12 protein-coding genes are annotated in these 15199 nt (G+C 49.9%); 8 read left to right on the forward strand and 4 right to left on the reverse strand.

The genetic code is table 11. The features are described from left to right. Nucleotides 1–336 precede the first annotated feature (336 nt). The 3 genes from PGW97_RS22330 (at nucleotide 337) to PGW97_RS22340 (ending at nucleotide 4109) form a co-directional block, all read left to right on the forward strand. Nucleotides 337–1272: a LysR family transcriptional regulator gene (locus PGW97_RS22330; protein WP_273859870.1), complete on the forward strand. Its 936-nt coding sequence runs from the start codon at nucleotides 337–339 to the stop codon at nucleotides 1270–1272. A gap of 220 nt (nucleotides 1273–1492) precedes the next feature. Continuing rightward, entirely contained in the window at nucleotides 1493–2602 is a 1110-nt protein-coding gene (locus tag PGW97_RS22335; RefSeq protein ID WP_273859871.1) for an NAD/NADP-dependent octopine/nopaline dehydrogenase family protein, read from the forward strand. A 100-nt stretch (nucleotides 2603–2702) separates the two neighbouring features. Further along, a complete protein-coding gene (locus PGW97_RS22340) occupies nucleotides 2703–4109 on the forward strand; it encodes a YfcC family protein (protein ID WP_273859872.1) in 1407 nt (468 codons plus the stop codon). A 278-nt stretch (nucleotides 4110–4387) separates the two neighbouring features. Here the strand turns inward: PGW97_RS22340 and PGW97_RS22345 are convergent, their stop codons facing one another. Continuing rightward, complete coding sequence (locus PGW97_RS22345; protein WP_273859873.1) at nucleotides 4388–6757, reverse strand: FdhF/YdeP family oxidoreductase; 2370 nt, start codon at nucleotides 6755–6757, stop codon at nucleotides 4388–4390. A 401-nt stretch (nucleotides 6758–7158) separates the two neighbouring features. On the opposite strand from PGW97_RS22345, the gene PGW97_RS22350 reads away from it, so the two are divergent. The 4 genes from PGW97_RS22350 to fdhD all read left to right on the forward strand — a co-directional run bounded on the left by PGW97_RS22350 (nucleotide 7159) and on the right by fdhD (nucleotide 10512). Beyond that, nucleotides 7159–7290, forward strand: coding sequence for a hypothetical protein (locus PGW97_RS22350; protein WP_273859874.1), 132 nt, complete (start codon nucleotides 7159–7161; stop codon nucleotides 7288–7290). A 371-nt stretch (nucleotides 7291–7661) separates the two neighbouring features. After that, on the forward strand, nucleotides 7662–8561 hold the full coding sequence (locus PGW97_RS22355; RefSeq protein ID WP_273859875.1) for a bestrophin family protein: 900 nt from the start codon (nucleotides 7662–7664) through the stop codon (nucleotides 8559–8561). Nucleotides 8562–8704: 143 nt separating this feature from the next. Beyond that, on the forward strand, nucleotides 8705–9601 hold the full coding sequence (locus PGW97_RS22360; protein WP_273859876.1) for a LysR family transcriptional regulator: 897 nt from the start codon (nucleotides 8705–8707) through the stop codon (nucleotides 9599–9601). 47 nt (nucleotides 9602–9648) lie between these two features. Beyond that, nucleotides 9649–10512 carry a formate dehydrogenase accessory sulfurtransferase FdhD gene (gene fdhD, locus PGW97_RS22365; RefSeq protein ID WP_273859877.1) on the forward strand — a complete coding sequence of 288 codons (864 nt, stop codon included), beginning with the start codon at nucleotides 9649–9651 and terminating at the stop codon, nucleotides 10510–10512. Nucleotides 10513–10760: 248 nt separating this feature from the next. Here the strand turns inward: fdhD and PGW97_RS22370 are convergent, their stop codons facing one another. Beyond that, complete coding sequence (locus PGW97_RS22370) at nucleotides 10761–11639, reverse strand: mechanosensitive ion channel domain-containing protein (protein ID WP_217391331.1); 879 nt, start codon at nucleotides 11637–11639, stop codon at nucleotides 10761–10763. 524 nt (nucleotides 11640–12163) lie between these two features. Between PGW97_RS22370 and PGW97_RS22375 the strand changes: the two genes are divergently transcribed. Beyond that, complete coding sequence (locus tag PGW97_RS22375; RefSeq protein ID WP_273859878.1) at nucleotides 12164–13444, forward strand: mechanosensitive ion channel family protein; 1281 nt, start codon at nucleotides 12164–12166, stop codon at nucleotides 13442–13444. 263 nt (nucleotides 13445–13707) lie between these two features. Here the strand turns inward: PGW97_RS22375 and PGW97_RS22380 are convergent, their stop codons facing one another. After that, nucleotides 13708–14274: a 4Fe-4S binding protein gene (locus PGW97_RS22380; protein WP_273859879.1), complete on the reverse strand. Its 567-nt coding sequence runs from the start codon at nucleotides 14272–14274 to the stop codon at nucleotides 13708–13710. Beyond that, nucleotides 14274–14855, reverse strand: a complete 582-nt coding sequence (gene dmsD / locus PGW97_RS22385; RefSeq protein ID WP_047886156.1) for a Tat proofreading chaperone DmsD — start codon at nucleotides 14853–14855, stop codon at nucleotides 14274–14276. Before dmsD ends, PGW97_RS22380 begins: the two co-directional genes overlap by 1 nt. Nucleotides 14856–15199: the final 344 nt, after the last annotated feature.

Here is a 15199-nt window from a genome sequence, read left to right on the forward strand (position 1 = left end):
GGAGCGACGTCTTCTAAGGAAGTTCTTAAAAAGAATGTACAACATGGTAGAGAGCTGTTTAAAAACAATTGGCGGCAAATTAGCCTAATGACGATAGTGATGTCAATACTTAAGGCGGTAATGATAAGTGGGTACAGAGAAGTCACCGAAGCTCATGAGTACATCACAAATCAAGCGTATACGTGCGGATCAGCCCAGTCTGTCCAATTCAGAGGTTGATGACACAGGCAAATTGGGGAGGCAATCACTAAAAACCATTGCCCCTTACGGTGTTACTGCTTATAACTGACCCTTTATTGTGTTGCGGCCAAAGCTCGGCCGCTTTTGTGGCAAAGTATGAAGTTAGCTCAGCTCAATGCGTTTAAAGCCGTCGTGGAATGCCAGACCGTAACCGCCGCCGCAACGCGTCTTAATCTTAGTCAGCCCGCCGTCAGCAGATTGTTAGCCGCCCTGGAAGAAAGGCTGGGGTTCAAGCTGTTTATCCGCAAAGGTAACCGGCTTGAACTCAGTGATGAAGGGGAAGCATTTTACCTGGAAGTTGCCAAAGTTTTCGACGCCGTATCCGGGCTGGACCATGCCGCAAATTCCATCCGCTCCCACCATTTCGGCAGCCTGAATATTGCTGCCATGCCGCTGCTGTCAAACGCGTTTCTGCCCCGTATCTTGGCGAAACTCCTGACCAATGCACCGCAATTAAAAGTTGGCTTTAAAACTTACCGCTCAGAGGAAGTCATTCGCCGGATACAAAGCCAGACGACCGATATCGGCTTTGCATTTGTGGATGAATCTCTTGCCGGTGTGAAAGCGCAGAGAGTGGAAAGTGAATGTGTTTGCCTGCTACCTGCCGATTCACCGCTGGCCTTGCTTGCGGTGGTCGACATTACCGACCTGGCCGGGCACATTCTTATCCGCCATGAAAAAGATGTTACCCAGCGTCGGATCGACGCCCTGCTCCGCCGGTACGATTTGGCGACCAGAGAACAAATCGAAGTCTCGCTGGCCAGCACGGCGGCGGCACTGGTTCGGGAAGGCGTAGGAATTGCCATCACTGACCCCTTTACGGCCTACATGGAAGATGAGCATCCGCAAGTCGTGATGCGGCCGCTGGCTTTCAGCCTGCCGTTTGAGTTCGATATTCTTTACCCGGCGCTCAAGCCTATCCATCGCCATGCGGAGCAGTTTGTTGAGCAGTTCATGCTGCAGGCTGATCAAATGGACATTCGCCTGAAAATTGGTCCAATGCGTGATCTGAATGAATACCACCCCGGCTAGGTCTTAAACAGACCTTGGCCGCTTCACTTCACACTAACGCGCCTGTGGGTGATAGCGGCCTCACTCAAAGCAATTATCAACAAATCAAATAGTTAAGAACATGTCACACACAGAGTATTACTTTTTTGCATAGTGGTCGCCACCTTGCTCATTGGCGGCTGAATACGGTTCTTCCCTAGTCTGGAACACGGATAAACCAGATAACAAAAAGGAAGAACCTATGAACCCTCGTGTCTCTGTCATCGGCTCAGGTAATGCCGGTCTGACTGCGGCGTATCACTTCTCTCTGCAGGGTGCGAATGTGTGCCTGTATGGTGCGCCGGGCTTTGATCAGCCGCTACGGGACATCGAACAGCAGGGCGGCATCCGTGCGCTGTCCCGCTACAACGATGTGCCACTGACCTATGCTGGCTTTCAGCCGATCCACACCATCAGCCGCGATCTGGCCGAAACCATCGCCTTCAGCGATTTGCTGATTTTACCCGTCCCTTCCTTTGCCCAGGAGCCCCTGTTCACTGAGATGCTGCCACACCTCAGGGATGGCCAGATTATCATGCTGATGCCGGGCAACTATGGCTCACTGGTCCTGAACCGCATTAAGCAGGAGCAAGGTTACGGCAGCCTCAACATCACGTTTGTCGATGCCATTTCAATTCCGTGGGCAACCCGAATTGTCGGCCCTGCTGACATCGCGATTCTCGGAATGAAAGAATTTCTGCCTGTGGCGGCTTTTCCTGTCACACAAACCGAAGCGGCGATAACTAAGCTGCAACCTGTTATGCCTCTGCCTTTGAAACCCTTGGGGAACGTGATAGAAGCCGGGTTAGAAAACATTAACTTTGGCGGCCACCCCCTGTTGACCACCCTCAACATGGGATTGCTGGAGAACTTTGACGGCCAGTTCAATTACTATAAGGACTGCTGCTCCGTCTCGACGGCAAAAGCAGCGGCAGTGATGGAAGCTGAACGGCAGGCCGTGGGCCAAGCACTTGGTCTGACGCTGCAACCGGAACTGGATGCCATGAACGCCCTGTACAACATGGCGTGTGAAAGTGTGTACGAAGTGAACCGCACGTCAGAGACCCACGGTAAACTCAACAGCGCGCCGAATTCCGCCAGCAACCGCTATATCACGGAAGATGCGGCTTATTTGCTGGTGCCGTGTTATGAGCTGGGACAGTTGGTAGGGATCGATACCCCCATGGTGACCTCATGCCTGCACATCGACAACGCCTATAACGAAACCAACTATTTCGAGACAGGCAGAACGCTGAAAAAAATGGGACTGAATAACCTGTCTGCACAGGAAATCATGGATTTCGTCGCGTAAACGCATCAACAACATGCGACGGATAAGATTGCACAACAAGAGGCGAGCAACGCCCGCGTGATGGGGCTACGGCCCCATTGAAAGATAAGAGGACACCCTTATGACAAAACTCAAATTTCCCTCTGCCTACACCATTCTGATGATACTGACCGTCCTGATGGCGGTGCTGACCTGGGTCATTCCGGCCGGACAGTATCAGATGGAGAAAAACGAAACGCTCGGGCGCATGGTGCCGCAGGTTGGTACGTACCAGATCGTCGATGCGAATCCGCAAGGCATGGTCGAAGTACTGATGGCTCCGATTCAGGGTTTCTATGACCCGAGCAGCTATGCGGCACGGGCCGTCGATGTCGCCCTGTTTGTGCTGGTGATCGGCGGCTTTCTGGCGGTGGTTACCAAAACCGGCGCCATTGATGCCGGTATCTCAGGCACCATGAAACGACTGGCCGGGCGGGAAAAATGGATGATTCCGATTCTGATGGGGCTGTTTGCGCTCGGCGGCACCGTATATGGCATGGCAGAAGAAACCATTCCTTTTTATGCCCTTCTGATCCCGGTCATGATTGCAGCCGGGTACGACAGTATTGTCGGGGTCGCAATCATCATGGTGGGGGCCGGTATCGGCTGCCTGGGCTCAACAATCAACCCATTTGCGACGGTGATCGCTTCTAATGCCGCTGAAATCAATTTTATGGATGGCTTTGCCCTGCGTGCGCTTATCCTCGTGCTTGGCTGGCTGGTCTGTGTGATTTATGTCATGCGCTATGCCGAAAAAGTCAAACAAGATCCTGCACAGTCTATTGTCGCCCACCAGCGCGAAGACAACCTCAGTTACTTCCTGCACAGTAAGCAGCAACAAACACCTGAGCTGACGACAACCCGCAAAGCGATTCTGGCAATTTTCGGCCTGACGTTCGCCGTCATGATGTGGGGTGTCTCAGTTGCCGGTTGGTGGATGGCCGAACTGTCGGCGCTGTTTATCGGCGCGAGTATCGTAGTCGGCTTTGTCGGCCGGATGTCAGAAGTAGAAATCACGGACAGTTTCGTCAACGGCGCAAGGGATCTGCTGGGTGTGGCATTGATCATCGCAATTGCCCGGGGGCTGGTGGTCGTCATGGATAACGGGAATATCACCCATACCATCTTGCACTATGCCGAAGGTCTGTTGGGCGGGCTGAATGATATTGCGTTCATCAATGCGATTTACTGGGTGGAAGCGGTGCTTTGTCTGGTGGTGCCATCATCCTCCGGTCTGGCGGTACTGTCGATGCCGGTACTGGCCCCACTGGCCGATTTTGTCGGGGTCGGGCGTGAACTGGTAGTAACGGCTTATCAGTCTGCTTCCGGATTACCGAATCTGGTGACACCAACCTCCGGCGTCGTGATGGGCGGCCTGGCAATCGGGCGGGTGGCTTACTCTTCCTGGCTACGCTTTATTGGCCCACTGATTGGTATGCTGACCGCTATGGTGATGGCATTGCTCAGTATTGGGGTTGTTATTAGTTAGTCGCGACGAATAAATCGCTTGTGGTTAATCGCTTTTGAAAAATCACGCTCGGATAAAGCTCTTGATCAAACATGCGCAGTTAACAGCGCGCGGTAACCTCAGTCCGGACGGTTTGATTCCAAGCTAAAACGTAAACGTTAATAAACAAAAAGCCTCCGTTATCTGAGTCGATAACGGAGGCTTTATCACAAAGTGCTTTACCACAAAGTGCTTTACCAGCGCATTTTTTACGCTAAAGCATGCTGTAGTAAGCAAACCGGCTTCAGTAAGAAACGGGTTTACGCTGCTGTGCCGGGTTCTGCTTTTGTCGGGGTAGCCGTTTCAAAAGTAGCCGTGGTTAAGATGGTCTGGCTGGGTTTCGCTTTCTCAATCTTGATTGCGATAAACTTCGAAGTAGGTGTAAAGGTACGGTCCCCGTAACTTTCCAGTGGTACCAGTGGATTCGTTTCTGGATAGTAGGCCGCCGCCTGCCCTGCCGGGATATCGTAAGCCACCAGCACAAAATCAGACACTCGACGCTCACGCCCGTCGTCCCACAGCGAAACCAAATCTACTTTTTCGCCCGGCTCAAAACCTAAGCGGCGAATATCCTCTTCATTGACAAACACCACCTCACGCAGACCAAACACGCCACGGTAACGGTCATCCAACCCGTACAGTGTGGTGTTGTACTGATCATGCGAACGCATGGTTTGCAGGATCAGATCCGGCTTGTCGCCTTTTTCCAGTACACCTTCGTTGACCAGCTGTGTTGGCAGTGCCGCTGCACTGAACTGCGCCTTACCGCTCGGCGTGTTCCAGATCCGGTTAGCCGCCGCGTTACCCAAGTGAAAACCGCCCGGATGCTTTAATTTTTCATTAAAGTTATCAAAACCGGGGATAGTCTCCGCGATCAAATCACGGATCCGGCTGTAATCGGCAATGGCCCAATCCCAGTCAATCGGATGGTTACCCAACGTCGCCTTGGCGATACCGGCTAAAATTGCCGTTTCAGAACGCAGCATCGGCGAACGCGGTTTTAGCTGACCATAAGAGATATGAACCATGCTGAAGGTATCTTCGACTGTCACGCCCTGCGGCCCTTCCGCCTGCATGTCGATTTCAGTCCGTCCCAGACAAGGTAAAATCAGCGCATCGCGCCCGGTCACCAGGTGAGAGCGGTTCAGCTTGGTTGCAATATGGACCGTCAATTCACAGCTGCGCAGCGCACGGTGCGTTCTTGTCGTATCCGGCGTGGCCTGTGCAAAGTTTCCGCCCAGTCCGATAAAGACCTTGGATCGTTGCTCTTCCATAGCCTGAATCGCCTGAACCGAATTGTGGCCATGCTCACGTGGCACGCTGAATTTGAAACGTTTTTCCAACGCATCCAGCAACGCTTTTGGCGGATGCTCATTAATGCCCATGGTACGGTCACCCTGCACATTACTGTGGCCTCGAACTGGCGACAAACCCGCGCCCGGTTTACCGACGTTACCGCGCAGCAGTTGCAAATTCACCACTTCCTGAATAGTCGGTACAGAGTGACGGTGCTGAGTCAGTCCCATCGCCCAGCACATCACCACTTTGTCCGCCCGGCGGTACATCCGAGCCAGCACCTCAATCTCTTCAATCGTTAAGCCTGATTGCTCAACAATGTGGCCCCAACTGGTTGCATCCACAGCGTTCAGGTATGCATCCAGCCCTGTGGTGTGCTTGTTAATAAAGGCGTGATCAAAAACCGCAGGCTCCCCGTTTTCCCGCGCTTCCCGATCCCAGTTAAGCAGGAATTTCGCCATACCACGGAAAACAGCCATGTCGCCGCCAAGCGCCGGACGGAAATACGCCGTATTGGTTGGCTCTGAGCCATTGCGCAGCATTTCAATCGGATGTTGTGGGTGCTGGAATCGCTCCAGGCCACGCTCTTTCAGCGGGTTCAAACAGATCACCTGAGCACCGCGTTTTACCGCTTCACGCAGCGGATCCAGCATTCGCGGATGGTTAGTACCCGGGTTCTGACCAATCACGAAAATGGCATCGGCCTCTTCGAGGTCTTTAAACACCACCGTGCCTTTACCTACCCCAATAGTCTCCGACATGCCAAGGCCACTGGCTTCGTGGCACATATTTGAACAATCAGGGAAGTTATTGGTGCCGAACGCACGGACGAATAGCTGATAAATAAAGGCGGCTTCATTGCTGGCTCGACCCGATGTATAGAACTCGGCTTGATCCGGAGAGTCAAGATGATTCAAATGCTGAGCGATCAGTGCATAAGCCTCTTCCCATGACGTTTCTACATAGCGATCAGTTTCTGCGTTGTAGCGCATTGGGTGAGTAAGCCGTCCTTGATATTCCAGCCAGTAGTCGGTCTGGTTGGCAAGCTCGGACACACTGTATTTCGCGAAAAAGTCCGGGTCCACCAGACGGCCGGTGGCTTCCCAGTTCACCGCCTTGGCACCGTTTTCACAGAAGTTAACCATGCCATTTTCAGGCGATTCACCCCAGGCACAGCCCGGACAATCAAACCCGCCATTCTGGTTCGTTTTTAACATAGTTCTGAGGTTACGGAATGCGTTCTCACTGCCCAGCCAGCTTTTCGTGACACTTTTCAGGGCTCCCCAGCCACCAGCCGGTGCGTTATAATCCCTGATATGTTCTTTTTGACTCATGAAGTTGCTCCTCAGTGGGGAAGAACAATGAACGAGACAGCAAGTATTCTGAACCTGGTACAGACACCGGGCGTTTGAATAAAAACGGGTTATCAGAAAACGGGTTTTTCTCAAACGAGCTGTGAATCGCTCATTGATAGTTCGGTACAAACAATTGCGACAAAAATGCAGACATGCAATTACATTGATCTGCATCAAAGATTATTGAGTTTGTGAATAACCGTCCAATTGAAAACATTTACCCCATCATAGATATCATCTATCACGGCGTTTTAGTCCCTTTAAAATCCATACCCACACTGATTAATAACCTTATTATTTTCAATTAGATATCTAAGTCCGCCCCTTGGGCGGGCTAACGACTTACTCCATCTTCGCTCCCGCTTTGAACAGGACTCAAAATGGCGTCAGGCACGTTTCTCCTTTTCATCATCGATATGGCTTATCACTTATCTAAAATTATTGATGTCTTACTAGAACAAGCGACTGATGGCCGCGGAGAAATCCCGCAAAACATCCTGTCAGACCTGTAAATCAACGGACTTAATCGTCAATAGATGATATCTATCACACCATAAAAACAACTGATTTGACCGAGGATATAGCCATCCCTATTCTTGATTTAGATCAAAAATACAACGCGTTTTTCACCGACTCTGCAAACGACGTGTAAGAAAGTATTTCAGCGCGGTCAAGAAAACATCGAGCAGCTGCAAAGCTGCAAAGCTGCAAAGCTGCAAAGCTGCAAAAAAGCATACTCGATAATCCTACTTCGTACTTTCTTTCTGTGTGCACAGTGATAAACAGAATTTATCCAGAACACTTTTTATTTAGATTATTTAGACACGACCTAAAAGAATAAATAACTGCCTGAAGCAAGAGTACAGCCGAGAACGAAACAGATATGATTGTTCATTCCAAACCCAACTTATTCAATATCCTGTTCTCTCTGAAAGGCTCGATTGCGAAACGTATTGCCCTGCGCAGTTTTATGGTGACGGTATTAGCCGCATTGATTGTGCTGGTTGAAGGCTTGCTACCGGCATTTTTTACCCATGTGAACGCAACACCGTTCACCTTATTGGGTATCTCACTCTCTATTTTTATGAGTTTTCGCAACAATGCCTGCTACGGGCGCTGGTGGGAAGGACGTCAGGCGTGGGGTCATGTGATCACCGAAGTTCGCTCCTTTTCGCGGGCCAGCGCCGTGATTCCAGACAAGGCATTACGTGAAACATTACTCAAAGAGCTGTGCGGTTACACCCATGCACTCAGCGCCAAGCTTCGCGGGGATGATGAATTTGAAGCAGCACGAAACTGGCTGTCGCAACCCCGGCAACGATACGGCCACAACCTGTGTGACGGCATTTTACGGGTGATCAGCGAGCGCTGTTCAAAACTGGCCACGGATCAGATTATCAGTGACTGGCGCTATGTCACGCTTGAAGAGCGACTGCAGAAGTTATCGGAAGCCCAGGCAAGCTGTGAACGAATCAAAACAACCCCGTTGCCGTTTCCGTATACGCTGTTGTTTCATCGCACCAACTATATCTTTTGTATCTTGCTGCCGTTTGCCATGGCAGAGCCACTTGGCTGGATAGCCCCGATTTTTACCACCATCGTCAGCTATACCTTTTTTGGTCTGGACGCTATCGGGGATGAACTTGAAGATCCGTTCGGCCGTGAAGAAAACGATCTGCCGCTGGATGCCATGGTGCGCACGATAGAACGCGATATTCTTGATGCCCTGGGCGCCACAGATCTGCCACCTTCGCTTCAACCGGTGGACTATGTACTCAGCTGAACCTGAACACAGGTGCCATATGTACATGTACAGAAATAATAAAACGAATAAAGATCCGAAGTGATTTAAGTCAGCTCTCACAAGATTGAAGAAATAAAGCGCCTGAGCCTAAGCACAACAAGACGCTGAAAATAGGAAGTTTCATGGATATTAAACAGCTTAAGTATCTCATCGCGCTCGATAAGACCCGACACTTCGGGCAAGCCGCCGCATTGTGCCATATTACGCAGCCGACCCTGTCGATGCGCATCAGAAATCTGGAAGATGAGCTCAACTTGGTTCTGGTCGAACGCGGTCAGCGTTTTGAAGGTTTTACCGAGGCCGGTGAAAGAATCCTGGCCTGGGCTCGTACCGTACTGACAGCACATGACGGCCTTCAGGCAGAAGCGGCTAACTGCCGCGGTCAGTTGGTCGGTAGCCTTCGCCTGGGTATGGTTCCACTGGCAAGCCAGAATCCGATGCAACTCCTGAAACCGCTGTCCCAACGCTATCCCGAGTTGCGTTTTCAACTGTTATCGATGACTTCTGAACAGGTGATAGATGGACTGAATCGTAACCAGCTGGACTTAGGGCTTTGCTATCTGGATCAGGTCGATACCACGCACTTTGACGTCATCAAACTCTCAGCCACCAGCATGGGGTTACTGCATGACGTCCGACATTTTGCGTTTCCTGAGTCCGAGCTCACCTGGGACGGTCTTGACCAAATCCCTCTCGGCTTGCTGACCAAAGGAATGCATTACCGCCATTCCATTGATATCCGATTCAGCAGTAAAGGGCTAACCCCCAATATCGTTGTCGAGGGTGATTCTACATTCCAGCTTATTCAGGCCGTTAGCGCGGGTATGTGCTGCGCCATTATGCCGCTTAACAGCGGGCTGGAGGATCTGAATGATTACCTGCGAATCGTGCCCATTGACGGTGCCATTGTGCAATCGCCCATCGGCTTGCTGATGCGGCGTTCTGAGCCTCGCTCAGCGCTGGCCGAAAAATGCTTTGCAGAAGCACAGGCCATTTTTGCCGCTGACTGCACGCTGTAACACTCAGGCGTTTCCCGTTACGACCAGGACTTAAGGAAAACATCATCATGACTGATTCTGCGATAAACCTCATCGATATACCGGACGTCAATTCTGCCCCGCCCTCGCCAGATACGTTCAGCTATCAAACGCTGGGGGATGAAAGCAGCGTTGGCCATTTTGCGCTGGCGAGTGAATCAGCACTGTCTATCAGCTACAACGGTATCAATCAGGCCGTCATGATGGTGACACCGGGAAATATCGAAGATTTTGTCAAAGGCTTCAGTTTAAGCACCGGTATCGTTAATTCTTTCAGTGAGATTTACGATATTCAGTTATCGGCCGCCTGCGAGTCACACCACGCCGCCGTTGAGATTTCCAATCGATCCTTCTGGGCACTTAAGAGCCACCGTCGTCAGTTAGCCGGTACCAGCGGGTGTGGTATTTGCGGCGTAGAAGCGTTGGAGCAAGCCCTGCCGGATCTTGAACCCTTGCAGCCGGTCACTCCGCCGGATGCAACGTTGTTTGCCGGTTTGCGGGATCGTATCAGCGAAGCCCAAATTGTTGCGCGTAAAAGTGGCGCTTTGCATGCGGCCCTGTATGCCGATCGGAGCGGTGATATTGTGCTGTGCCGGGAAGATATCGGCCGTCACAATGCACTGGATAAACTCATTGGCGCCATGGCAACGGAGCGGATTAATCCCCGCGAAGGGTTTGCTGTGATGACCAGCCGGTGCAGCCTGGAGCTGATCCACAAGGCCGTGCGCGCCCGTATCGGGACGCTGGTCACCCTCTCAGCCCCTACGGCGCTGACTGTACAATGGGCACGCAGGAACCACCTGAACCTGATCCACCTGCCGCAACATACTGCGCCCCGGCTCTACAGTCCGGCGCCCGAAATGCTCAATCGAAATGTGGTGTCATTCAGGTAAGCGAGAGGGTTATTCAGGGTAGATGACTCAGCCAATACTGCGGCCAGAGCTATGCGTTTAATGCCGTGATGCTTTCTCAGGTACGCACATGAATGTTACTTTTGAAAGTGCCCCGGTGACATAGCCCAAAGATTAAATAAAACACTGGCTTTTTAATATTTGGAAAAAAGGCAGATATAAAAAAGGCGACAACTGCCGTTGCCGCCCGATGATCGTAAACCTTAAACTTTTAAAGCCTGACGTCAGTATTAGGCGTTTTTAGTCAGGGGTTGAGGCTCAGTGTTTAAGTGAACATCCATTTGTGGATATGGAATCTCGATACCGTTCGCTTCCAGTGCTTCCTTAACCGCCATATTCAAATCCCAGGTAACCGGCCAATAATCCGAGCGCTGTACCCAAGGACGTACCACCAGGTTCACTGACGAATTTGCCAACTCTGTTACCCCGATCACCACCTCAGGATCTTTCAAAACACGAGGATCGCTTTCCACTGTTTCTTTCAGAATCTGTTTCACCTTCTGCAGATCCGCTTTGTACGATACACGGAACACGAAGTTGATGCGGCGGGTGTCGTATTTAGACACATTGGTAATCGGCCCGCGCATGATAGAAGTGTTTGGCACCACTACCATTTTGTTGTCCGATGTTTTCAGTACTGTCTGAAACAGCTGAATCGATTGAACCGAGCCAGCAACACCACCCGCTTCAATGAAATCTCCGGATTTAAAAGGACGGAAAACAACAATAAGTACACCGGAAGCAAAATTAGACAGCGATCCTTTCAGGGCCAGACCAACCGCCAGGCCTGCGGCCGAAATAACAGCAATAATGGAGGCAGTCTGAATACCGACTCGGCTTAGTACCGCGACCAGCACCATGCTAAACAAAGCGTAACGAATAATGCTGCAAATAAAGGCGCTGACGGCATCATCAATTTTGTTTTTTTGCAAAATTTTGGCAACGTTATTCGAAATTACTTTCGTTACCATGTTGCCCAAAAACAAAATGATGATGGCAGAAACAATATTCACACCATATTGAATAAACAAGCCAGAATGCCCAATCAACCAGTCATTAACCTGATTAATATTTTCAGCAAGCGGAATATTTTTTGACTCGACAGTCATCCTATCTCTCCCGAATAAACCGGATAGTTGTTAATATTATGTTTATCTTTCACTGCGGTAATTACATTACAAATACATGTGTCAGATTTTTCGCACGATATAGTAGTTTTGATTAATGTCAAAGAGGTTAAATGTAACTTGCGATGAAAAATTGACACTCACCTGACAGAAGAGCCATCCGGATGGATACAGGCCAGCGTCCCCTGTTCCCGCAGTCTACCAGCTTGCATTTTTCCGCTGGCATATACCCGCATTTTTAACATGTCTACTGACAAATCACTGGGGTGACACGGAGTATTTCAAGATTGTTAAAAACAAGCAAGAACCGCCTCAATTCATATATAAACATTGCTATATAATTATTGGGTAAATATCTCAACTTTGAACATTATTTAATTTCACTTATTACATTCCATGCTTTCTATAAATAATGTCAGGGGTTGTGTCTGATATATACGCGTAGTAGTCTTTTCCCTAGCATAAAATCAAACCTAAACGATTACTCTTATAATCTGGAGACAATTATGTTGCAGTCAATCGAAGACTGGTTCAGTCAATATAATATTCAAATGTCGCAGCTTACCCAACTTGCCGAAGCGTTGGGGTTGATTGTTCTTATCGCGGTGATCATTCACCTTGTTCTGCACCGTGGTGTAGTGTCATGGCTTAAGCGACGCGCTGACAAATCACAGGCCATCTGGCACCACGCGTTATTTAGCGGCAACCTGTTCAGTCGTATTGCTTTGCTGATTCAGGGGATCGTGATTGGGATTCAGGCCAACCTGTGGTTGTCCCAAGACAGCGCCGTACGGGAAGTTCTCCTGACGTTAGTTAACCTCTGGGTGGTCATATACACCTTGCTGACGTTGTATTCTTTGCTCAGTGTGCTGGAAACCCTGCTTGGGCGTACTCAGGTAGGCCGCAATCTGCCGTTGCGAGGCATTATTCAGAGCATCAAGATTGTCCTATTCGTTATTGCGGCCCTAATGTTCACCTCGATTTTAATCGGGAAATCACCGGTGATTCTGCTCAGTGGTTTAGGTGCAATGACCGCAGTCATTATGCTGGTGTTCAAAGATCCTATTCTGGGGCTGGTTGCCGGTGTTCAGCTATCAGCCAATAAAATGCTGAGTGTTGGGGACTGGCTGGAAATGCCGAAATACGGTGCTGACGGTGACGTGATTGATATCAGCCTGACCACAGTGAAAGTCCAGAACTGGGATAAAACCATCACCACCATCCCTTCTTATGCGCTGATTTCAGATTCCTTCAAAAACTGGAAAGGCATGACCGAGTCCGGCGGACGACGCATTAAACGCCATGTACTGATTGATGCCACCAGCGTGCATTTCCTAAGCAAAGAGGAAATAAGCCATTTAAACCGGGCACAGTTACTGGAACCTTATATCAAACACAAAGTGAAAGAGATCACTGACTACAATGCTCAACACCATGTGGACGAGAGCTGTTGTATCAATGGCCGCCGTCTGACGAACCTCGGCAGTTTTCGAGCTTATCTGGAACGTTACCTGCGCGCTCACCCTGAAATTCGCAAAGACATGACGTTAATGGTTCGCCAGCTTGCTCCTAGCCATGACGGTATCTCCATGGAGATTTACTGCTTCACTAACACTACGGCCTGGGTAGAATACGAACGCATTCAGGCCGATATTTTTGACCATTTATATGCGGTTATGTCGGAGTTTGATTTACGTGTGGCGCAAGCCCCTACCGGCAGCGATTTCCGCCACTGGCACCAAGAGAAAGCCCAGACCAGCACACTGGCCAAAGTCAGTAATGGCTAAAAATTTCATCACGGTCATCTACCGACTCAAAGATTAATTTCTAAGCGGCTCACACATCCCTCTGCTCACCCCGAACAGAGGGATGTTTTTTTAAGCACTTAATGTTTGAATAGCAGAGAAAAATTAAATCCAATGGATTATCCCAATAGAACCATAAAGCAAAGATATCGCAGAGTTATAACAGAGAGCATTTAGTTAAGTGAGTAAAGCATTGGCGTTTAAAATACTCTCTTTTTAATCATTAAATTTATTACGCTTTAAATTTAGTACGCTTTGAGGCGCAACTGAATAGCCCCCTGATAACACGCAGTACGGCATTGCCCGCAACCATCACAAAGCGAGTCATCAACCTGGGGGATCTGGCCATAAGATATGCTGATCGCCTGCTGCGGACACTGTTCAGCACAGGCATGGCATGCACCAGACATGCGATTTGCGCACCCATCAGAAAAGTACGGTCTTACTCCGATATCCCGACAGGCAGAAGATAACGCGGGGGTCGGACACACTCGTTGGCAGGCACCACACTGACTACAGTCATTATATTCCAGGTTAAGCTGAGGAAATTCCTTCTCCTTCTCAATCACGCCATTAGGGCACGCTTGTTTGCACAGGTCACAAGACTCACAAAACTCAAGGAACAACACTTCATCGACCGCCCCGGGAGGGCGAGGTACCGTCCTGATCACCAGCGGCACCTCATTATGCTTTGATGCTTTGCGCGCACCGGCGAACAGCCCCCGAAACAAACCACGCCGGCTGACGGTGTAATGCTCAAGACACGCCTTGTAATACCGCTCGTCCCTGCCGGGATCAGGATGATTGCTCATCAGAAATACACCTTCAGGTTCTCCGCAGTAATACCCCGTTCTTCCTGAACCAGCTGTAGCCACTGCCGGGCAATATCCGCTAACAAGCAATAAGTCTGAGTCCGGGCATGTTCCTGCACCAGCGTCAGATACCGGTAAGCCCAAGGTAACAGGTGGGTTTGCAGCAACCTATCCACCGACAGGCCATCCTGCTCATCAGCCAGCTTTGCCAGTGCCATCAGCATGAGTCCGAACTGGTCTTCCGGCTCTCGCATACCCGTATCCAACGCCAGTTGGTTATCTTTTAAAAAGTGGCGGAATCGGATGGTCGATTCCCCGAAAATTACCTGCTCTCGGTCCAGATACACAGAGCCCCATGGCGGTGCTGGCATCACGTCACAGCCTTCAAACAGCTGCTGAAAATCGTCGGCCAGTTGCGCTGCCGATTCCTGTTCAATAGCCACCAAGACGGGGGCAAAAGGACTCTCCTGCCATCCTTCACTCTGCCGTAACGTATGGCACATCAACTGATTATTTTTGTGTGTAACCGGATAATAAAACAGGCTGCCAAGCAGTTTTGCAATGGTGGCAATATGCTCCATAAATACAGGCTCTCCATCCCCAGGTTTGTGTCGCTTGTAATTGTCACCCGGCCTTATCAGGCAGTGTAATCAAGCAAGTTATCAGCTAATAACTTAGCCTAAGAGACCCGACAGTAACTTGTTTTAGAACAAAGTTAGCCTTTTCACGCGACGACTTTCCTTTTCCCGATAACCTTCTTAAACAAGGAAGCAAACACGAACGGTTATCACTTATAACACATTGATGTAGAGGCACTATTTTTCTTCTATCAGTGATCGGTTTCACATTACTTATTGATACCTGCCCGGTATACGTACTTTCTGTATGGTTTATTGACAAACAACAAGGTTAAACGTTTTCCCTT

Origin of the sequence: Photobacterium sp. GSS17, assembly GCF_028621875.1 — a bacterium.
In the GTDB taxonomy this organism is placed as follows: Bacteria; Pseudomonadota; Gammaproteobacteria; order Enterobacterales; family Vibrionaceae; genus Photobacterium; species Photobacterium ganghwense.